Raw genomic sequence first — 21,295 nt, 5'->3', positions numbered from 1 at the left:
AATGTGGCCAGATTGGCCTTTTCAGCGGCGTTTTTCCGCATTAAAACCTATGCGGTATGCGCGATAATGTTGATTATCGTTTCCTGCATCAGACCATTATCACGGAGGGAAAATGGCAACGCATTTTGCACGAGGGATCCTCTCGGAGGGATGTTTAGTTTCAACGCGACTCTCCCAGGCCTGTCATAACAGCGCCCGGCAACTTCCTGAACACCAGCAGTCGCGCTATCTGGCTTCACGGGCACTGCTCGCTGAAATGATGTTTATGCTTTATGGCATCAGCGAACTCCCGGACATCATAATTGAATCCAGCGGACGCCCGAAATTTTCCGATCCTGGCCTGCCACATTTCTCCCTGGCATACGCCGGAAATATGGTTGGCGTGGCGATCACTACCGAAGGCGAGTGTGGTCTGGACATGGAGTTACAGCGCGCCACACGCAGTTTTCACAGCCCCCATGCACAAAAATCCTGGCAGTTCAGCAGCAACGAACAGCTATGGATCAACAACCAGAACGATCCCAACGAAGCACAGGCGCAGCTCTCAACCCTGAGACAAAGCGTGCTTAAGCTTCTCAATCAAATGCAGGATTCCCCCGGCATGTTGCAACTGCTACCTGGCGCCGGACGACTGCGCGTTCCCCAACTGGCTCAGGTCGAAGTTTTATGTGATGCTGAGGACGTCTTGATCTGGTCGGTTGCGGTGACGCCGGCCATCGAGAGCCTCAAGATCTGGGAGTTTGATAGCAAAAATGGGTGGCGCTTTCTGCCAGACGTGCAGACACGCGCGAACGATCCCGTCTCCCGCCTGATGCGCTTCACCAGTTTGCCAGCAGAAAAAGCCCTTATTATTAACTGACCCGATCGCAAGGAGTCATTATGTCTGCATCACTTAACGTTGTGACGTTACTGGGTAGTCTGCGTAAAGGATCGTTTAACGCGATGGTTGCGCGGACGCTACCCAAACTGGCCCCGGCGGGCATGGAGGTCTTACCTTTGCCTTCCATCGGGGACATTCCGCTGTATGACGCCGATTTGCAGCAGGAAGAGGGCTTTCCCGCCCGTATCGAAGAGATTGCACAACAGATTCGCGAAGCGGATGGCGTGGTCATTGTGACCCCGGAATATAACTATTCCGTACCCGGTGGGCTGAAAAACGCCATTGACTGGCTTTCACGTCTTCCTGAACAGCCGCTGTCCGGTAAACCGGTACTTATCCAGACCAGTTCTATGGGAGCAATTGGCGGCGCGCGTTGCCAGTATCACCTGCGGCAAATCCTGGTCTTCCTTGATGCCATGGTAATGAACAAACCAGAATTTATGGGCGGTGTGATTCAAAGCAAAGTCGATCAGCAGACGGGAGAAGTGGTGGATCAAAGCACGCTCGATCATCTGACCGGGCAGTTGACGGCCTTTGGCGACTATATTCAGCGGGTAAAAGCGTAAGCGAAGTGCGGCCTGATGCCCTCACCCAGGCCCTCTCCCACGGGGAGAGGGAGCAAACACTAAAGCCCTTTTCTTCGAAAAGGGCTTACTGCTTATTTGGCGTCGATAAAGACGATTTTCAGCACGAAGAGCACCGCAACCACAACCACACACGGGCTGAGGTCACGCAGGCGCCCAGTGAACAGCTTCATCACACAGTAAGAGATAAAGCCCAGCGCGATCCCTTCGGTAATTGAGAAGCTGAACGGCATCATCACGGCAGTAATAAACGCCGGAACCGCTTCGGTCAGATCATCCCACTTCACGCGAGAAAGGCTGGATGTCATCAGAACGCCAACATAAATCAGCGCGCCCGCAGCAGCATAGGCGGGAACCATTCCGGCCAGCGGCGACAGGAAGATAACCAGCAGGAACAGGATGCCGACGACAACAGCAGTCAGACCTGTGCGGCCACCAACAGAGACACCGGATGAGGATTCGATATAGGCGGTCACCGAAGAGGTACCGATGAACGAACCCGCCACGGAAGAGATACTGTCGACATACAGCGCCTGCTTCATGCGCGGGAATTTACCGTTCTCATCAACCAGACCCGCTTTGTCGGTCACACCGAGCAGGGTACCGGAGGAGTCAAAGAGGTTAACCAGCATAAAGGAGAAGATAACGCCTGCCAGGCCAATGTTGAACGACCCGGCCAGATCAACATTACCCACTACGCTCGCCACGCTCGGCGGCGCAGAAATAATCCCGTGATACTGCACATCGCCCATCATCCAGCCCAGCAAAGTGGTCACGACGATAGAAATCAGTACCGCAGCATGAATATTGCGGGAAGCCAGAACAGCAATAATAAAGAAGCCCAGAACACCCAGCAGGACGCTGTGAGACGTCAGGTTACCAATGGCCACCAGCGTATCTTTGTTCGGCACAATCACACCGGCGTTTTTCAGGCCCATCATACCGATAAACAGACCAATACCGCTGGTGATGCCCACACGCAGGCTCACCGGAATGTTGGCAATCATCCAGTAACGAACGCGGAAAATAGTCAGCAACAGCAGACCTACCGCACCCCAGAAAATCGCGCCCATCCCAATTTGCCAGGAGAGCCCCATCGCGCCCACCACTACAAACGCAAAGAAGGCGTTCAGGCCCATCGCGGGTGCCAGTGCAACCGGCAGGTTAGCAAACAGACCCATCAGGATACTGCCGAACGCGGCAATCAGACAGGTGGTGACGAAGACCGCACTGGTGTCCATCCCGGCGACACCCAAAATCTGCGGGTTAACAAAAACGATGTAGACCATCGTCAAAAACGTGGTGAAACCGGCGATCACTTCGGTGCGTGCCGACGTGCCATGTTCACGCAGTTTAAACACGCGCTCAAGCAACCCTTGGCTCGACGCCTGGGTAGTGTGTTGTTGGCTCATTATCAATTTCCGAACAAGGAGGGAAAATTCGTCGCTATCCTATACCAAAATGAGACAATGTTGACGGTTATCACACACTTTTTTTCATTGAATTTGCTTATACGGCAACGATTGCGTGGGGTAATCTGCCTTAAGTAAACGATAAACTTGCAATATACAGGAAACGGCATGTCCCAAATTGAAGCAGTATTTTTCGACTGTGACGGCACCCTGGTCGACAGTGAAGTCATCTGTTCGCGCGCATATGTGCATATGTTTAAAGAATTTGGCATCACGCTCGATCTTGAAGAGGTGTTCAAACGTTTCAAAGGCATGAAACTCTACGAGATAATCGAGGTGACAGGCGAAGAACACGGCGTGACGCTGGACAAAACCAAACTGGAGCCAGTATTTCGCAGCGAAGTGGCGCGGCTGTTTGATTCCGAGCTGGAAATCATTCCGGGGGCGAAAGAGCTGCTTGATGCAGTCACCGTGCCTGTCTGTGTGGTCTCTAACGGCCCGGTAAGCAAAATGGAGCATTCACTTGGCAAAACCGGTCTTCTGCACCATTTCCCGAATCTGCTGTTCAGCGGCTACGATATTCAACGCTGGAAGCCCGACCCGGAACTGATGTTCCATGCGGCAAAAGCGCTGAATGTGAATACAACGCGCTGCATTCTGATTGATGATTCGGTGGCGGGCGCACAGTCGGGTATTGCTGCAGGCATGGAAGTCTTTTATTTCTGTGCCGATCCGCATAACAAACCGATCGACCATCCGCAGGTGACCACGTTCACCGAGCTGTCGCAGCTCCCGGCATTGTGGAAAGCGCGCGGCTGGAACATTACGCGCTAACGGTAAACGCCTCTCCTTAACAGGAGAGGCGTAATGCATCACTTAAACAGTTTCTGCACAAACTCGGCATACGCCGGACGCCAGACATCCATTTCGTGGTTCAGGCCCGGGTACATCTTGTAGTCGAATTTAATGCCCTGCTTCTCAAGATCGCTTTTCAGACCGGCAATGTCTTTGCCCGTGACGGAATCTTTTTCACCGACCACCACCGTGAAGTTATGCAGTTGCTTGTTGATCTCCTGAGGCTTGTTAAGCTGAGCGGTAACACCTGCATCCGGAACGGTTGTGGTCGTTACGCCACTCAGGGTCGCCAGCCAGCCAAAGCTATCAAGATGGTTCATACCTGAGACCAGCGCCTGATAACCGCCCTGTGATAACCCGGCCAGCGCGCGCCCGCTTGCATCTTTGCGCACGTTAAACCGCGCATCGACCATCGGGATGATGTCATGCATCAGTTCGCGATCGGCCGCTTTAGCATTCAGCGGATAGAAAGTTTTGCGACGCTCTTTCGGCGGATAGTTTTCCGCAATCGCCTGCGCGATGTCGGTTTCCGTATCCGGCACGACCACCAGCATTGGTTTGATTTTCCCTTCGGCCAGCAGGTTGTCCATGATCTGCGGCAGGCGCCCTTGATCGATAGCCGAAAGACCGGTGTCACCAAAACCATGATAGAAATAGAGGACCGGCAGCGGCTCGCCTTTGCCGTTATAACCTGGCGGTGTCCAGATATAGACGCGACGCTCTGAGCTCAATGCTTTCGAGTGATAAGTCACCGTCAAGAGATCGCCATGCGGTACGGCGCGATCGTCGAGAATACTTCCCGGAACCAGGATCAGGCTGGTATTGACCTGACGCTGCGGTTTCTGAAAACGGCTTCCCGTGTCTACCGAACGAAACCCATCCACATCAAAGTAATATTCGTACAGATTCGGCGCCAGAGATTCGCTTTTCCAGGACCAGACGCCGCTCTCATCTTTGCTCATATCATGGGAGACAAAGCTGTCCGGGGTGGAACCGGTAACCACCGACACCCGTTTTGCTGCTGGCGCAAACAGGCGAAAGGTAATGCTTTTATCGGCATTCACCTGGGTCACATACTGGCTGACCGGCACCGACAAATCCGGGGTTGCCGGAAAAGGGGCAGCAATGGCGGGAATCGCCGCGCTGCCAAGCAGTGCGGTGATGGCGAGTGTCAGACAGGCGATGTTTCTTTTCATATCAAATCCCTCGTATTTTTTTGTCGTTCATGCAGAGTTATTAAGCGGGCATTACCACCAGACCTCAGCCTGAACGCCTGCGGCAAACTGGTTATTTTTCTCATCAGCGAAGCTGAAATTATCCAGTTCGTTATCCAGCGCATGGATGTAGGTACCATAAAAACGAATTTCCGGGCGGGATGTCAGCATACTGGTGTTGACCTTAAGCGTATGGTAAAGCGTGGTTTTATACCCTGCCTCTTTGAACTTCGCGCCGTATTGATTTTTGTTCTGCTGGTTGAAATACGCCAGTTCTACGCCCGTCTGGTTGTATTTGTCCCAGATATACGCCGGACGTACCACCGCGCGATAGCTGGTGAAGTCACTGTGAGCGCCAGTCTCATAGCTATAGACATCTTCGCCTCGTGAATAGACCAGCGCATTGGCCACGATCACATCGTCACGCAAATAGGTTTCGCCCTGCGAGACCAGACGAATCGCCGTACCGTTGGTGTGATCGCCATAGTAACGACCATTGAACGCGATGTACGGGCTGGAACCGCTGTAACGGGCAAAGCTGCTTGCCAGTGAGTTATTGGCCATCAGGAAGCTAAATTCGTTATAACCACCGTTTTTAAATTTCTGCGTTAACGCCGTGCCAAACATCCAGGTGTCTTTCCATTTGTAATACCCGTTGTCGTTCACGTTCTCTTTCTGCGTATCCGTCGAGTTCGCCATCGCGTAACGACCATTGACCATCAGTTCTGCTTTATCCCACAACGGAATGGCTTTGTAGCGGACATCAACCGTGTTGGTGTTAAGTTTCTGTGAGTGGCTTAGTGAGCGGTCGTATTGATCAATATCTTCACGCAGCAGCGCGATATCAAGCTTACCGCTGCCAAGCTTCATGTTTTCAATCCCAACGCCGCCGGAGGCATCAGTACGCTGCGTTTTCCAGTCGAGCATCTGTACTTCATATTTGGGAAGCTGGTGCTTACCCACCCACATATCCGCTTCCGGGGCGAACGGCAGGAAACCGGTGGTGGTCAGGTAGATATCAGAGAACTGCAGGTAGTTTTCATTGGTGCTGTTGTCGCCAAACCAGCCAGCAGAATAGGACTGCCCAACGTTACCATCGAGCATGACGACAGCTTTAGCGCTCTTACCATTTTCGTTATAGACACGCTGGGAGAACTGCAAATCAAACCAACTGGTGTATTCGTTGCCAAAACGCCCCAACGAGCCGATAGCCCAGGATTTGGGCGATCCGTTCGTGGTGGTCGCCCATCCCGAGCGGAAATAACCGTTGTAACTAAAGCCAATTTCGTCTTTGACGAACTTACTGAGATCTTTCATCGACATGGATGAAACATCTTCAGTTTTAGACGGCTGAGCACCCGGCGCTGGCGCTGTCTGAACCAGCACAGCAGCAGGGGCCGATGTCGTTTTCGCTGTACTTGCCGTCGCAGATGCGGGCGCAGGCGCAGAAGCGGTCTGCGCAAAGTAAACCGCCTGCTTATTCTTCTCTTCATCCTTGTAGCGCTGTAATTCCTTTTTTGTTTCGCTGAGATCTTTCTCCAGCGCCGCAAGGCGCTGTTCGATGGTCATATTTCCGGTTGCGGCCATCGCAGGGGTAACTGAGTATAAAAATGATGATGCCAGAATTAAGGGTATTGTTTTTTTCATGGTTTCCATCCAACCATTTTTTGGATAAAAAAAAACCTGAACCCACCCGAGATGAATCGGGTGTGAGTTCAGGTTTTGCCTGTCGAAAGCAGTAACAATCCTGTACTGGACACATCTTTGCGGCTGGCTGTTTTTTACTCAGCCCTAAAAACAAAAAACCTGGCACCTCCAGAAGGGAGATGTCAGGTTTAGCCCGCAAAGCGGTAGCAATCCAGTTTCAGCCCACAACATAGCGATTTTTAACCCACCGGCAATGCGCAAAATAATAAACTGTGATTTACCACGAGTTTTTAGTTCACCATTTCAGCAGCGGTACATTTTTATGGGCCAGATTCCGGTTCCGGCCTGATACAGAAACGTCGTTAATTTATTCCAGAATCAGAACGGTGGGTTTTCAGGAGAAAGAAATGGGAAGGCCTGTGGGGATTATAAATAAACAGTGCGTTACATCTGACACTCTCCTGCAAATCAGCAAAAAAACGCCAGCAGATATGTCGCTGGCGTTTTTATTTGCTGAGCGCGGAAATCACTCTTTCGGGTCTTTTCCGGCGAGCAGTTTATCCAGTTCATCACCGCCAACATGACGGAAATCCTGGCCTTTAACAAAATAGAAAATGTATTCGCAAATATTCTGGCAACGGTCGCCGATACGCTCAATGGAACGGGCGCAGAATAGCGCGGTTAACACGCTTGGAATGGTGCGCGGATCTTCCATCATGTAGGTCATCAGTTGGCGCACGATACCTTCATATTCCTGATCCACTTTCTTGTCTTCACGGTAGATACGTACCGCTTCGTCAATATCCATACGCGCGAAAGCATCCAGTACGTCGTGCAGCATCTGCACGGTATGGCGGCCCAGAGATTCCAGGCTTACCAGCAGCGGCTGGTGCTGCGAGGAGAATTTCTCCAGCGCTGTGCGGCAGATTTTATCGGCAACATCGCCAATACGTTCCAGCTCAGCGATCGTTTTGATAATCGCCATCACCAGACGCAGGTCGCTGGCGGTCGGCTGGCGCTTGGCAATAATACGCACACAGGCTTCGTCGATAGCGACTTCCATCATGTTCACCTGCTTATCACCCTCAACAACGCGCTGAGCCAGCTCGCTGTCCTGGTTATGCATCGCAGTGATCGCGTCAGAAAGTTGTTGCTCTACCATCCCACCCATGGTCATCACCTGAGTGCGGATACTTTCCAGCTCGGCGTTAAACTGGCCGGAAATATGTTTGTTAAGATTGAGGTTGTCCATGGTGTCTCCTGATGCCCAACTATTTTTGGGCTATAACAAGGCGGCAACTGAGCGAATCCCCGGGGCGCATCATATGGCACGACCGGGGTGAACAAAGGCAGCCAACACAGTTAGAGCCTGAAAGCAATATGGCAAATCAACCGTAGCGGCCAGTAATATAATCTTCGGTTTGCTTTTTCTTCGGCTTGGTGAACAGATCATCCGTGTTGCTGAACTCAATCAATTCGCCGAGATACATAAACGCCGTGTGATCGGAACAACGCGCAGCCTGCTGCATGTTGTGGGTAACGATGACGACGGTGTAATCCTGCTTCAACTCGGTGATCAATTCTTCGATACGACCAGTCGAAATGGGGTCGAGCGCCGAGCAAGGTTCGTCCAGCAGTAAGACTTCCGGACGGATCGCAATCCCACGAGCGATACACAGACGCTGCTGCTGACCACCGGAAAGAGAGTACCCGCTCTGGTGCAATTTATCCTTGGTTTCATTCCATAATGCGGCCTTGGTCAAGGCCCACTGCACACGTTCGTCCATATCGGCACGAGACAGCTTTTCAAACAGACGCACACCGAAGGCGATGTTGTCATAAATCGACATCGGGAACGGCGTTGGCTTCTGGAAAACCATCCCAACCTTTGCGCGCAGCAGGGCAATATCCTGGGTATTGGTGAGGATGTTATCCCCATCCAGCAGGATTTCACCTTCCGCGCGTTGCTCCGGGTACAGTTCAAACATTTTATTGAATGTACGCAGCAGCGTGGACTTACCGCAGCCTGACGGCCCGATAAACGCCGTTACCTGGTTTTTAGCAATGTCCAGGCTGATGTTTTTCAGGGCATGGAATTTGCCGTAATAGAAGTTCAAATCGCGAACCTGAATTTTGCCCGGCGTTGTATCAACCATACTCATTTATCTCTTTCCTCACTCGGCACCGCGTTTCACCGCGCCGCAAAAATTAGTGTTTCTTCGCCGCGAAAATGACACGCGCCAGAATGTTCAATAGCAGCACACACAGCGTGATAATCAGAACACCAGCCCAGGCCAGTTGCTGCCATTCAGCAAACGGGCTCATCGCGAACTTAAAGATGGTGACCGGCAAGTTTGCAATCGGCCTCATCATGTCCGTACTCCAGAACTGGTTCGACAGCGCGGTAAACAGCAGCGGTGCGGTTTCACCCGCGATACGCGCAACCGCCAGCAGCACGCCGGTCATGATCCCGGAGACAGAAGCTTTCACGGTAATGGCGGAAATCATCTTCCACTTCGGTGTCCCCAGCGCATAAGCCGCTTCACGCAGGCTATCCGGCACCAGTTTCAGCATGTTCTCTGTGGTACGAATCACGATGGGCACCTGCAGCAGCGCCAGCGCAATCACGCCTGCCCAGCCAGAGAAGTGTTGCATCTGCGCCACCACAATGGTGTAAACGAACAGGCCAACAACAATAGACGGTGCGGAAAGCAGAATATCGTTAATAAAACGGATAATTTCGGCCAGAATCGATTTACGCCCGTACTCAGCCAGGTAGATCCCGGCCATGATACCCAGCGGCGTACCGACAGCGGTCGCCCAGAAGATGAGCAGCGCACTTCCCGCCAGCGCATTCGCCAGCCCACCACCCGCCGTGTTCGGCGGCGGCGTCATTTCGGTAAAGAGCGCCAGTGACATCCCATCAAAACCACGACTAATGGTCGACAGGAGGATCCAGACCAGCCAGAACAGACCAAACGCCATGGTCGCCATCGAGAGCGTCAGGGCGATACGGTTTTTGGTACGGCGCTTCGCCTGCATCTTGCGACGGGATTCAGCCAGCTCTGCGGTGGTTTGCATTTCAAGCGTAGCCATTAGCGGGCCCCCTCATTTTTCGCCAGACGCATGATCATGAACTTAGAAATCGCCAGCACAATAAAGGTAATGACGAAGAGGATCAGACCCAGCTCCATCAAGGCTGCAACGTGCAGACCGGATTCCGCTTCGGCGAATTCGTTCGCCAGCGCGGAGGTAATACTGTTACCCGGCATATAGAGTGATGCGCTGTCGAGCTGGTAGGTGTTGCCGATGATAAAAGTCACCGCCATGGTTTCGCCCAGTGCACGACCCAACCCCAACATAATGCCGCCGATAACACCATTTTTGGTGAACGGCAGAACAATACGCCAGATAACTTCCCACGTGGTGCAGCCGATGCCGTAGGCAGACTCTTTCATCATCACCGGGGTTTGTTCGAATACATCGCGCATAACGGCGGCAATGTACGGAATGATCATAATGGCGAGGATAACCCCCGCGGCCAGGATACCAATACCAAATGCCGGGCCAGAGAAGAGGGCACCAACAAACGGGATCGCGGACATAACGTTGCCGACCGGTTCCTGGAAATATTTGGCAAACAGCGGGGCGAAAATAAACAGACCCCACATGCCGTAAACGATACTGGGAATCGCCGCCAGCAGTTCAATCGCGATCCCAAGAGGACGTTTCAGCCAGCCAGGCGCCAGCTCCGTCAGGAAGAGGGCGATACCAAAACTTACCGGGACAGCGATCAGTAGCGCGATTAAAGACGTTACCAGCGTGCCGTAAATCGGAACCAGAGCACCAAAGGTCTCATTCGGCGCATCCCACTCTTTGTTCCACAAGAAGGAAAAACCAAATTTCTGGATACTCGGCCAGGAGGAGAAAATCAGAGACACGATAATGCCGCCGAGCAGCAATAGCACAATCAGCGCAGCCAGTTTTACCAGCGCGCTGAAAATCATGTCACCTTTTTTACCCGGGGGGCTAAAAGCCGGCTTGGTTGCAGCCATAAATCACTCTTTAAGTTTGGGCCAGGAAGCGCGCATTTTATCGTGCTTCCTGGCTAACGTAATGCCATACCCTAACTAATTCGAGTTGCAGCCAACACCAACACTGCTACGGCTCGAAGTATGGCGGGTATTAGTACAGCGCTTTACCGCTGCTGTCTTTCACGTTGGTTTTCCATGCAGCGCGAATCTGTGCAACAACACTCTCAGGCAGGGTAGCGTAGTCCAGCTCATTAGCCTGTTTGCCGCCGTTTTTGTATGCCCAGTCGAAGAATTTCAGCACTTCTGCGCCCTGCTCAGGGTTTTTCTGCTCTTTGTGAACCAGGATGAAGGTGGTGGACGTAATCGGCCATACATCAGCACCTTTCTGGTTGGTCAGGTCCTGCGCGAAGGATTTGCTCCAGTCGATGTTTTTCGTCGCATTGGAGAAGTTTGCTTCGGTCGGGCTAACCGGTTTGCCATCAGCAGACAGCAGCTTGGTGTAGGTCAGGTTATTCTGCTTAGCGTAAGCATATTCAACATAACCAATGGAGCCCGGCAGACGCTGTACGAATGCAGCGATACCGTCGTTACCTTTACCGCCCAGACCGGTCGGCCAGTTAACAGTAGAGCCAGCGCCTACAGACGATTTCCACTCTTCGTTAACTTTCGCCAGGTAGCTGGTAAATACGAAAGATGTACCAGAACCATCAGCGCGACGTACGACAGCGATATTCTGAGAAGGCAGTTTTTTGCCCGGGTTCAGCTTAGCAATTGCCGCATCATCCCATTTTTTGATTTTGCCCAGGTAGATATCGCCCAGCGTTTTGCCATCCAGCACCAGCTCGCCAGATTTGAAACCTTCCAGGTTAACAGCCAGGACAACGCCACCGATTACGGTAGGGAACTGGAACAGGCCTTCCTGAGCCAGTTTGTCGTCAGCCAGCGGAGCATCAGAAGCGCCGAAGTCAACGGTGTTTGCAGTGATCTGTTTTACGCCACCAGAAGAACCGATACCCTGGTAGTTAACCTTATTACCCGTTTCTTTCTGGTAAGTATCGGCCCATTTGGCATACACCGGCGCTGGGAAAGTTGCACCCGCACCTGTCAGGCTTGCAGCGGCGTTAACTGCAAATGCACTCAGTGAAAAGGTCGCGGCGACAACAGTTGCGACAGTGGTACGCATAACGTTCATAATGTCTCCTGCAAGGATCGTAAATCGTTGTTTAAGTGGCTACGACGAGCAAAATAGGACACTTTGATGACAGTTATATGCAATGATTGTTACTGTTTGATGACAATGACGGTTTTCACGTAGATTAACCCTATCTTGTATGATTTATCAGCAAGATAACGTGATTAATGGCCGTGAGATGTCAGCAAGATGTTAGTTTTATGACACTAAAAAAGTAGTAGATGCTGACGAGATGTCCCAGAAAAAAGCGATAAAAAGTAGCCTTAGATCAATTCATTTTCGCCTGGGTTGCGTCAATGCCTGACGTCGATACAGGGCTATTCTGAGTGACGCACGCCACCGTATTAGTTTCGTCAGTTCTGGTCCGTTCATGACCTGTCGCGTCAGCCATAAGAGAAGCAAACTCCCGGCCCAACACCCGACACTTAGCCATGAGAAAGAGGCGAACAACAGCCATCCTGCCGCCAGTACATTACAAACACATAACGCCGACCAGACGGCTAAAAATAATCTCAGGGGTAATGTTCTTCCTTTCTCTGCTCCTGATAACGCCACCACAAGCAGAATGAAGATAACAAGACCTGCGATAACGCCCCAGCCGCCGGTAACGGTTCTGAACGCAATGGCAAGACAGGCATAGCTCAACAGCAACGTATAGAACAACACCAATATGCTGGCGAAATATGTCGTCCCACGGATATAGTAAGCCTTCGGCATTTCCTGAAAGGCCTCCGCCAGCGCTTTTAATTGCGCCAGTTTACGGCCCGATATCCCCGCTTCCACCTTGTCGCAGTAGTCGATGAGCGCCAAAAATTTAAGCCCGATTATGCGTTTCAACAGATTCATCATCATCCTGAAAAAAAAGAGGCTGCCACCAGGCAACCTCTTTTATGCGTTATGACGTGGTTACGCCTTTATTCCACAGTGACTGATTTTGCCAGATTACGCGGCTGATCCACGTCGGTGCCTTTAATCAACGCCACGTGGTAGGCCAGCAATTGCAACGGAACAGTGTAGAAGATAGGAGCGATAACTTCATCAACGTGCGGCATATCAATGATATGCATAGTGTCGCTGCCAACAAAGCCGGCATCCTGGTCGGCAAAGACATACAGTACACCGCCGCGCGCGCGAACCTCTTCAATGTTGGATTTCAATTTTTCCAACAGTTCATTGTTCGGCGCAATAACGATAACCGGCATATCATCGTCAATCAGGGCCAGTGGGCCGTGTTTCAGTTCACCGGCGGCATAGGCCTCTGCATGGATGTAGGAAATCTCTTTGAGCTTAAGCGCGCCTTCCAGGGCAATCGGGTATTGATCGCCACGCCCCAGGAACAACGCGTGATGCTTGTCAGAAAAGTCTTCGGCCAATTGCGCGATACGTTTATCCTGAGACAACATCTGTTCAATGCGGCTCGGCAGCGTCTGCAGGCCATGGACAATGCTATGTTCGATTGAGGCATCCAGCCCTTTCAGACGGCTCAGTTTCGCCACCAGCATCAACAGAACCGTTAGCTGAGTCGTGAAGGCTTTGGTGGACGCCACGCCAATTTCCGTACCCGCATTCGTCATGATGGCCAGATCGGATTCACGTACCAGCGAGGAGCCAGGAACGTTACAGATAGCCAGCGAGCCCAGATAGCCCAGCTCTTTAGACAAACGCAGCCCCGCCAGGGTGTCTGCCGTTTCGCCAGACTGAGAGAGCGTAATCATCAGACTATTGCGACGCACGGCAGATTTGCGGTAACGGAATTCGGAGGCGATTTCCACATCACAGGGTACACCGGCCAGCGATTCAAACCAGTAACGAGAAACCATGCCGGAGTTGTATGAGGTACCGCAGGCAATGATCTGAATATGCTCAACCTTGCTCAGCAGATCATTCGCATGGGAGCCCAGCTCGCTTAAATCCACTTCACCGTGGCTGATACGCCCGGTCAGGGTGTTTTTAATCGCATTCGGCTGTTCATAGATCTCTTTCTGCATATAGTGACGGTAAGCGCCTTTGTCGCCTGCGTCATATTGCAGATTGGATTCAATCTCCTGGCGCTTAACCAGCTCGCCCGTTTTATCAAATACCGTCACGCTGCGACGTGTTACCTCAGCGATATCCCCCTCTTCAAGGAAGATAAAGCGACGGGTTACCGGCAACAGAGCCAGTTGATCGGACGCGATAAAGTTTTCACCCATGCCCAGACCGATAACCATCGGGCTACCAGAACGTGCAGCCAGCAGTGTACTCGGATCGCGGGAATCCATGATAACCGTGCCGTACGCGCCACGCAGTTGCGGGATAGTACGCAGCACAGCATCACGCAGCGTACCGCCTTTCGCCAGCTCCCAGTGCACTAAGTGAGCAATCACTTCTGTATCGGTCTCAGACACAAAAGTGTAGCCACGCGCTTTCAGTTCTTCGCGCAGCGGTTCGTGGTTTTCGATAATGCCGTTGTGTACTACGACGATGTGTTCAGACACATGCGGGTGTGCGTTGCCTTCTGAAGGTTCCCCGTGGGTCGCCCAACGGGTGTGAGCAATACCGGTACCACCGTGTAACGGATGCTCTTCCGCAGCCTGAGCCAGCATCTGTACTTTACCGAGACGACGCAGACGGGTCATATGACCTTCTGCATCAACCACTGCCAGACCGGCAGAGTCATAACCACGGTATTCCAGACGACGTAAGCCTTCCAGAAGGATTTCAGCAATATCACGCTGCGCAACTGCGCCAACAATTCCACACATAGTTAGATTTCCTGATTATGGCATTGTGCCATGCGTTGTCGCTGACCTGTTTGCCCTTTACGGGCGCCCCGAGCCTTGTAGAGAGTGGGGTTATTTTTATGGTACTGCTTGTCGGGCGGGGGATTATGTTATCCCCTCATCCCCTGTTGCCGGATTACTCCGGCATGAAAATTACTTTTTCTTCACCGGGCGCTGCCAGCCTTTTTTATGGACCTGCGGCACACGGGTTAAGACCAGTTCGTTATCGGCGACATTGCGGGTAACCGTCGTACCTGCCGCAATGGTTGCCCCTTTACCCACGCTCACCGGCGCCACCAGTTGGGTATCGGATCCAACAAACACATCATCACCAATAATGGTCTTGTGTTTATTGGCGCCATCGTAGTTGCAGGTTATGGTTCCCGCGCCGATATTGACGTTGTCGCCAATTTCCGCGTCGCCAAGGTAAGTCAGATGACCCGCTTTCGAGCCTTTGCCCAGACGCGCTTTTTTCATCTCAACGAAGTTGCCTACGTGCGCGCCTTCCTGCAACTCAGCCCCCGGACGCAGGCGGGCAAACGGGCCAATCGTACAGGCGGCTTCAAGCGTGGCATCTTCCAGCACGCTATAAGGACTGATTTCACAGCCATCGCCAATAACGCTATTTTTGATGACACAGCCTGCGCCAATTTTCACGCGGTTGCCGAGTTTGACGTCACCTTCAATAATCACGTTAGCATCAATCTCAACATCCCGCCCATGCGTCAGCGTTCCACGCAGATCGAAGCGGGCCGGGTCGCGCAGCATCACGCCTGCGAGAAGTAATTTTTCAGCCTGTTCAGTTTGATATACACGTTCGAGGCGGGAGAGCTGGAGGCGGTTGTTCACGCCTTCCACTTCGCTCAGGCGCTGCGGATGGACGGCTGCGATTTCATGGCCTTCCTGATAAGCAAGAGCAATAATATCGGTGATGTAATATTCACCCTGCGCATTATTATTGGTGAGCTGACTCAGCCAGCGTTTCATATCGCCGCCGTTAGCTATCAAAATACCGGTATTGATTTCCTGAATCTGGCGCTGCTGCTCAGTCGCATCTTTATGTTCAACAATGCCGGTTACTTTACCGTTTTCACGCGTGATACGGCCGTATCCACTTGGATCATCCAGCTTCACGGTGAGCAGACCAATGCCACCCTGCGGCTTCGCTTCACGCAGACGGGTAAGGGTATCGATCGATATTAGCGGCACATCGCCATACAGCATCAGGATATCTTCGTCGTCGGCGAAGAATGGCGCAGCCTGCTGCATTGCATGCCCGGTGCCCAGTTGTTCAGCCTGTAACACCCAGTTAAGTTTTTCGTCAGGCAGCGTTTGTTTTAACAGATCGCCGCCGTGCCCATAGACAAGGTGTACATGATCGGCGCCTAGATTATTCGCCACATCAATGACATGCTGAACCAACGCTTTCCCTGCAAGGGTATGCAGCACTTTCGGAAGATCGGAATACATGCGTGTGCCTTTGCCAGCGGCAAGGATCACCACGCTCATTTTCGTGTTCAACATACGCGTCCTGACTTTAATTTGAGTGGAAGTTTTACTGTTTCACCTTGAAAATTCTACATTTTTTTCAACGCAAAATGGCAAGAAAGTAAAATGCACAACCTGCCTTACCAGATCGTAATTTAGGGCATTTTTTTGGCTTTTACATGGTACTTTATATTCAAAAATGGTGCTTCCTGCACGGGTATCGTGAGCAGGACAATGTTTTTGCTATTTTTTTTAGCCATGAATAAAGTCCTGAGCAAAACATTCATGTATCCAATAATTGTACAGAATTTGCCCATAAAAAAAGCCAGCCTGATAATCAGACTGGCTTTTTGACTTTAAGCCGGTGTTACATCGCTTTTTTGGTCAACTCGATAACGCGCAGTTTCGCAATAGCTTTCGCCAGTTCGGCAGACGCCTGAGCGTAATCCACGTCGCCGTGCGAGCTCTTAATGTGCTCTTCGGCTTTACGTTTCGATTCCAGCGCTCGCGCTTCGTCGAGATCCTGGCCACGAATAGCGGTATCAGCCAGTACGGTCACGTTGCCAGGCTGCACTTCAAGAATGCCGCCGGACAGATAGATAAACTCTTCATGACCGTGCTGTTTCACGATGCGGATCATACCAGGCTTAATGGCGGTGAGCAGCGGCGCGTGACCAGGGTAAATCCCCAGCTCACCTTCGCTACCCGTTACCTGGATTTTCTCGACCAGACCAGAGAACATTTGTTGCTCTGCACTGACGACGTCCAGGTGGTAAGTCATTGCCATATCACCCTCCGATTAAGGCGTTAAAGTTTTTTGGCTTTTTCCACGGCTTCGTCAATGGAACCGACCATGTAGAACGCCTGCTCCGGCAGGTGATCGTATTCGCCTTCCATGATGCCTTTAAAGCCACGGATGGTGTCTTTCAGGGAGACGTATTTGCCCGGAGAACCGGTAAATACTTCTGCCACGAAGAACGGCTGGGACAGGAAGCGCTGGATCTTACGCGCACGTGCTACCACCAGTTTGTCTTCTTCTGACAGCTCATCCATACCCAGGATGGCGATGATGTCTTTCAGTTCCTGGTAACGCTGCAGGATAGACTGTACGCCACGCGCAGTGTCGTAGTGCTCCTGACCAACAACCAGAGGATCCAGCTGACGGCTGGTGGAGTCCAGCGGGTCAACGGCCGGGTAAATACCCAGAGACGCGATCTGACGGCTCAGTACCACGGTTGCATCTAAGTGAGCAAAGGTGGTGGCTGGTGACGGGTCAGTCAAGTCATCCGCAGGTACGTATACCGCCTGTACGGAGGTGATAGAACCGGTTTTGGTGGAGGTGATACGTTCTTGCAGAACACCCATCTCTTCCGCCAGAGTCGGCTGATAACCTACCGCTGAAGGCATACGACCCAACAGTGCAGATACTTCTGTACCGGCCAGGGTGTAACGATAGATGTTGTCGACGAACAACAGTACGTCACGACCTTCGTCACGGAATTTCTCTGCCATGGTCAGACCGGTCAGCGCAACGCGCAGACGGTTTCCCGGCGGCTCGTTCATCTGGCCATACACCAGGGATACTTTGTCGATAACGTTGGAGTCGGTCATTTCGTGGTAGAAGTCGTTACCCTCACGAGTACGTTCACCTACGCCCGCAAATACGGAGTAACCGGAGTGCTCGATCGCGATGTTACGGATCAGCTCCATCATGTTTACGGTTTTACCTACACCCGCACCACCGAACAGACCTACTTTACCGCCCTTAGCGAACGGACACATCAGGTCGATTACTTTGATACCGGTTTCCAGCAGTTCCTGAGAGTTTGACAACTCTTCGTAGGAAGGTGCTGCGCGGTGGATCGCCCAACGCTCTTCTTCACCGATGTCGCCTTTCATGTCTACTGGTTCGCCCAGTACGTTCATGATACGACCCAGTGTTGCTTTACCTACCGGGACTTCGATCGGGTGAGCCAGGTCTGTTACTTCCAGACCACGACGCAGACCATCAGAAGAACCCATTGCGATGGTACGTACAACGCCACCGCCGAGCTGCTGCTGAACTTCCAGCACCAGACGCTCTTCACCATTCTTTACCTCAAGTGCATCGTACACTCGTGGTACGGCATCCTGAGGGAACTCGACGTCCACCACGGCGCCGATTACCTGGATAATTTTTCCAGTAGCCATCTTGAATCCTCTACGAAATTCGTAAACCTGGTTAAACCGCGGCGGCCCCCGAGACGATCTCGGTGAGTTCCTGAGTAATGCTGGCCTGACGAGCTTTGTTGTAAACCAACTGCAGCTCTTTAATCAGGCTGCCGCCATTATCGGTCGCGGCTTTCATCGCCACCATACGTGCGGCCTGCTCGCTGGCCAGGTTTTCAACAACACCCTGATAAACCTGAGATTCCACATAACGACGCAGGAGAGTATCCAGCAGCGCCTTCGGATCAGGTTCATACAGATAATCCCAGGATTTACGCTTCAACTCTTCATCTTCTTCTGCCGGTAATGGCAGCAGTTGAGTGATGGTTGGAACCTGAGACATGGTGTTGATAAATTTGTTGCTGACAATATAAAGCTTGTCCAGACGACCTTCGTCGTAGGCCTGCAACATCACTTTAACCGAGCCGATCAGTTCGGACAGAGATGGGTTATCACCCATACCGGTCACCTGGGCGACAACGTTGCCACCAACGGAATTAAAGAAAGACACGCCTTTCGAGCCGATCATCGCGAGGTCGCTCTGAACGCCTTTATCGGACCATGCTTTCATATCCGCCAGTACTTTCTTGAACAGGTTAATGTTCAAGCCGCCACACAGACCACGGTCGGTCGACACCACCAGGTAGCCCACGCGCTTAACGTCGCGTTCTTCCAGGTAAGGGTGCTTATATTCCAGATTACCGTTCGCAAGGTGACCAATCACTTTGCGCATGGTATCTGCATAAGGACGGCTGGCCGCCATGCGATCCTGCGATTTACGCATTTTGGAAGCGGCGACCATTTCCATCGCTTTAGTGATCTTTTGCGTGTTCTGGACGCTTGCGATCTTACTACGTATCTCTTTTGCGCCGGCCATGAGCTTCTCCTCAATGCCTTGCGGCCTGCCCTAAGGCAGGCCACCAGACGTTACCAGGACTGGGTTGCTTTGAAGGAATCGAGGATGCCTTTCAGCTTGCCTTCGATTTCGTCGTTATAGCCACCGGACTGGTTGATCTCTTGCATCAACGGAGCGTGGTCACGGTCAACGTAAGCCAGCAGAGCGGCTTCGAAGCTACCGATTTTCGCCAGTTCTACATCCGCCAGATAACCACGTTCTGCTGCGAACAGAACCAGAGACTGCTGCGCAACGGACATCGGCGCATACTGTTTCTGTTTCAGCAGCTCGGTCACTTTCTGACCGTGGTCAAGCTGTTTACGGGTTGCATCGTCAAGGTCAGATGCAAACTGGGAGAACGCTGCCAGTTCACGATACTGCGCCAGCGCGGTACGGATACCACCGGACAGTTTCTTCATGATCTTGGTTTGCGCTGCGCCACCAACACGGGATACGGAGATACCCGGGTTAACCGCAGGACGAATACCGGCGTTAAACAGGTTGGTTTCCAGGAAGATCTGACCATCGGTAATCGAAATTACGTTGGTCGGAACGAACGCGGAAACGTCACCCGCCTGTGTTTCGATAATCGGCAGAGCGGTCAGAGAGCCGGTTTTCCCAGTCACTTCACCTTTGGTGAAGGCTTCAACGTATTCGGCGTTAACACGCGCAGCACGCTCCAGCAGACGAGAGTGGAGGTAGAATACGTCGCCCGGGAATGCTTCACGTCCTGGCGGACGACGGAGCAGCAGGGAAATCTGACGGTAAGCAACGGCCTGTTTAGACAGATCATCATAAATGATCAGCGCATCTTCACCGCGGTCACGGAAGTATTCGCCCATTGCGCAGCCTGCATACGGAGCCAGGTATTGCAGTGCGGCAGATTCAGATGCGGTTGCAACCACAACGATGGTGTTTGCCAGCGCGCCGTGTTCTTCCAGTTTACGTACCACGTTAGAAATGGTTGACGCTTTCTGGCCGATGGCCACGTAGACGCACTTGATGCCAGAATCACGCTGGTTGATGATGGCGTCGATGGCCAGCGCGGTTTTACCGGTCTGACGGTCACCGATGATCAGTTCACGCTGACCACGACCGATTGGGATCATGGCGTCAACGGATTTATAACCAGTCTGTACAGGCTGATCAACGGATTGACGTTCGATAACGCCCGGTGCGATAGCTTCAACAGCGGAGAAGCCGTCATGCTCCAGCGGACCTTTACCATCAATCGGTGCACCCAGAGTGTTCACAACGCGGCCCAGCAGACCACGACCAACCGGAACTTCCAGGATACGACCCGTACATTTAACCTTCATGCCTTCGGCGAGGTCAGCATACGGACCCATCACAACTGCACCCACGGAGTCGCGCTCCAGGTTCAGTGCGATAGCGTAACGGTTACCCGGCAGGGAAATCATCTCACCCTGCATACAATCGGCCAGGCCGTGAATGCGGATAACACCGTCACTTACAGAAACAATAGTACCTTCGTTGTGAGCTTCACTCACAACACTGAACTGAGCAATGCGCTGCTTGATCAGTTCGCTGATTTCGGTGGAATTCAGTTGCATGCTCCAGTCCCCTTAAGACTGCAAGACGTCTGCGAGGCGTTCAAGACGGCCGCGTACGCTACCATCAATGACCATATCACCCGCACGGATGATAACACCTGCCATTACAGACTTATCGATTTTGCAATTCAGCTTAACTTTGCGTGACAGACGTTTTTCCATCGCGGCGCTGATTTTCGAAAGCTGTTCTTCACTCAGTGCGGTCGCAGAGGTCACTTCGACTTCTGCGATAGCCTCGCTGGCTGCACGCAATTGAACAAACTGCTCAAGAACATCAGGAAGCACTTTAAGACGACCATTTTCAGCCATCACCCGAATCAGGTTCTGACCGTTGTCGTCAAGTTGCTCCCCACAGACTGCGATAAACGACTCGGCAAGCGTTTCCGGCGCAATAGCACCGGAGAGAAGCTCTGCCATATGTTCGTTTTTCGTCACCTCGGCCGCGAACGCCAGCATATCCTGCCAGCGATCAACACCCTGGTGTTCGACAGCAAAGTCAAAAGCTGCTTTGGCGTAGGGGCGAGCTACCGTTACAAATTCAGACATCGGC

19 protein-coding genes are annotated in these 21,295 nt (G+C 52.2%); 3 read left to right on the top strand and 16 right to left on the bottom strand.

Features of this window, described 5'->3' with window-relative positions; all coding sequences use genetic code 11:
- Positions 1–112: 112 nt before the first annotated feature.
- Together ABU190_RS23215 and ABU190_RS23210 are read left to right on the top strand one after the other, a co-directional pair.
- Positions 113–859 (top strand): hypothetical protein, encoded by a 747-nt coding sequence (locus ABU190_RS23215; protein ID WP_354692491.1) that lies wholly within the window; start codon positions 113–115, stop codon positions 857–859.
- Positions 860–879: 20 nt separating this feature from the next.
- Positions 880–1,446, top strand: coding sequence for an NADPH-dependent FMN reductase (locus ABU190_RS23210; RefSeq protein WP_071195141.1), 567 nt, complete (start codon positions 880–882; stop codon positions 1,444–1,446).
- 92 nt (positions 1,447–1,538) lie between these two features.
- On the opposite strand, the gene ABU190_RS23205 is transcribed toward ABU190_RS23210, so the two are convergent.
- Positions 1,539–2,876 carry an NCS2 family permease gene (locus tag ABU190_RS23205; protein ID WP_039080019.1) on the bottom strand — a complete coding sequence of 446 codons (1,338 nt, stop codon included), beginning with the start codon at positions 2,874–2,876 and terminating at the stop codon, positions 1,539–1,541.
- A gap of 168 nt (positions 2,877–3,044) precedes the next feature.
- On the opposite strand from ABU190_RS23205, the gene yieH reads away from it, so the two are divergent.
- Complete coding sequence (gene yieH, locus ABU190_RS23200; protein WP_039080018.1) at positions 3,045–3,710, top strand: 6-phosphogluconate phosphatase; 666 nt, start codon at positions 3,045–3,047, stop codon at positions 3,708–3,710.
- A gap of 38 nt (positions 3,711–3,748) precedes the next feature.
- Here yieH and ABU190_RS23195 read toward each other — a convergent pair whose 3' ends face one another.
- From ABU190_RS23195 to atpH, 15 genes are all read right to left on the bottom strand, one after another.
- Positions 3,749–4,927 carry an alpha/beta hydrolase-fold protein gene (locus tag ABU190_RS23195; protein ID WP_039080017.1) on the bottom strand — a complete coding sequence of 393 codons (1,179 nt, stop codon included), beginning with the start codon at positions 4,925–4,927 and terminating at the stop codon, positions 3,749–3,751.
- Positions 4,928–4,978: 51 nt separating this feature from the next.
- A complete protein-coding gene (locus ABU190_RS23190) occupies positions 4,979–6,532 on the bottom strand; it encodes a carbohydrate porin (protein WP_271849257.1) in 1,554 nt (517 codons plus the stop codon).
- Positions 6,533–7,118: 586 nt separating this feature from the next.
- Positions 7,119–7,844 (bottom strand): phosphate signaling complex protein PhoU, encoded by a 726-nt coding sequence (gene phoU / locus ABU190_RS23185; protein ID WP_039080015.1) that lies wholly within the window; start codon positions 7,842–7,844, stop codon positions 7,119–7,121.
- A 136-nt stretch (positions 7,845–7,980) separates the two neighbouring features.
- A complete protein-coding gene (gene pstB, locus ABU190_RS23180) occupies positions 7,981–8,754 on the bottom strand; it encodes a phosphate ABC transporter ATP-binding protein PstB (protein WP_039080014.1) in 774 nt (257 codons plus the stop codon).
- 46 nt (positions 8,755–8,800) lie between these two features.
- On the bottom strand, positions 8,801–9,688 hold the full coding sequence (pstA, locus tag ABU190_RS23175) for a phosphate ABC transporter permease PstA (protein WP_039080013.1): 888 nt from the start codon (positions 9,686–9,688) through the stop codon (positions 8,801–8,803).
- Complete coding sequence (gene pstC / locus ABU190_RS23170) at positions 9,688–10,647, bottom strand: phosphate ABC transporter permease PstC (protein ID WP_193794748.1); 960 nt, start codon at positions 10,645–10,647, stop codon at positions 9,688–9,690. The genes pstA and pstC overlap by 1 nt, the downstream gene beginning before the upstream one ends.
- A gap of 130 nt (positions 10,648–10,777) precedes the next feature.
- Entirely contained in the window at positions 10,778–11,818 is a 1,041-nt protein-coding gene (pstS, locus tag ABU190_RS23165; RefSeq protein WP_271849151.1) for a phosphate ABC transporter substrate-binding protein PstS, read from the bottom strand.
- Positions 11,819–12,091: 273 nt separating this feature from the next.
- Positions 12,092–12,664 (bottom strand): hypothetical protein, encoded by a 573-nt coding sequence (locus ABU190_RS23160; RefSeq protein WP_354692490.1) that lies wholly within the window; start codon positions 12,662–12,664, stop codon positions 12,092–12,094.
- Positions 12,665–12,732: 68 nt separating this feature from the next.
- Positions 12,733–14,562: a glutamine--fructose-6-phosphate transaminase (isomerizing) gene (gene glmS / locus ABU190_RS23155; protein ID WP_039080009.1), complete on the bottom strand. Its 1,830-nt coding sequence runs from the start codon at positions 14,560–14,562 to the stop codon at positions 12,733–12,735.
- A 171-nt stretch (positions 14,563–14,733) separates the two neighbouring features.
- Positions 14,734–16,104, bottom strand: a complete 1,371-nt coding sequence (glmU, locus tag ABU190_RS23150) for a bifunctional UDP-N-acetylglucosamine diphosphorylase/glucosamine-1-phosphate N-acetyltransferase GlmU (protein WP_354692489.1) — start codon at positions 16,102–16,104, stop codon at positions 14,734–14,736.
- Positions 16,105–16,435: 331 nt separating this feature from the next.
- Positions 16,436–16,855: a F0F1 ATP synthase subunit epsilon gene (locus ABU190_RS23145; protein ID WP_039080007.1), complete on the bottom strand. Its 420-nt coding sequence runs from the start codon at positions 16,853–16,855 to the stop codon at positions 16,436–16,438.
- Between the two features lie 20 nt (positions 16,856–16,875).
- Entirely contained in the window at positions 16,876–18,258 is a 1,383-nt protein-coding gene (atpD, locus tag ABU190_RS23140; protein WP_039080006.1) for a F0F1 ATP synthase subunit beta, read from the bottom strand.
- Between the two features lie 31 nt (positions 18,259–18,289).
- The gene (gene atpG / locus ABU190_RS23135) at positions 18,290–19,153 is read right to left on the bottom strand and encodes a F0F1 ATP synthase subunit gamma (protein WP_039080005.1); all 864 of its coding nucleotides are present in this window, start codon (positions 19,151–19,153) and stop codon (positions 18,290–18,292) included.
- 50 nt (positions 19,154–19,203) lie between these two features.
- A complete protein-coding gene (gene atpA, locus ABU190_RS23130; protein WP_039080004.1) occupies positions 19,204–20,745 on the bottom strand; it encodes a F0F1 ATP synthase subunit alpha in 1,542 nt (513 codons plus the stop codon).
- Between the two features lie 12 nt (positions 20,746–20,757).
- The gene (gene atpH / locus ABU190_RS23125; RefSeq protein WP_039080003.1) at positions 20,758–21,291 is read right to left on the bottom strand and encodes a F0F1 ATP synthase subunit delta; all 534 of its coding nucleotides are present in this window, start codon (positions 21,289–21,291) and stop codon (positions 20,758–20,760) included.
- Positions 21,292–21,295: the final 4 nt, after the last annotated feature.

The sequence above is a fragment of the Phytobacter sp. RSE-02 genome, from assembly GCF_040578655.1.
GTDB lineage: Bacteria > Pseudomonadota > Gammaproteobacteria > Enterobacterales > Enterobacteriaceae > Phytobacter > Phytobacter diazotrophicus.
Note: the sequence above shows the minus strand (reverse complement) of the source record. Positions and strands in the feature narration are given on the sequence as shown.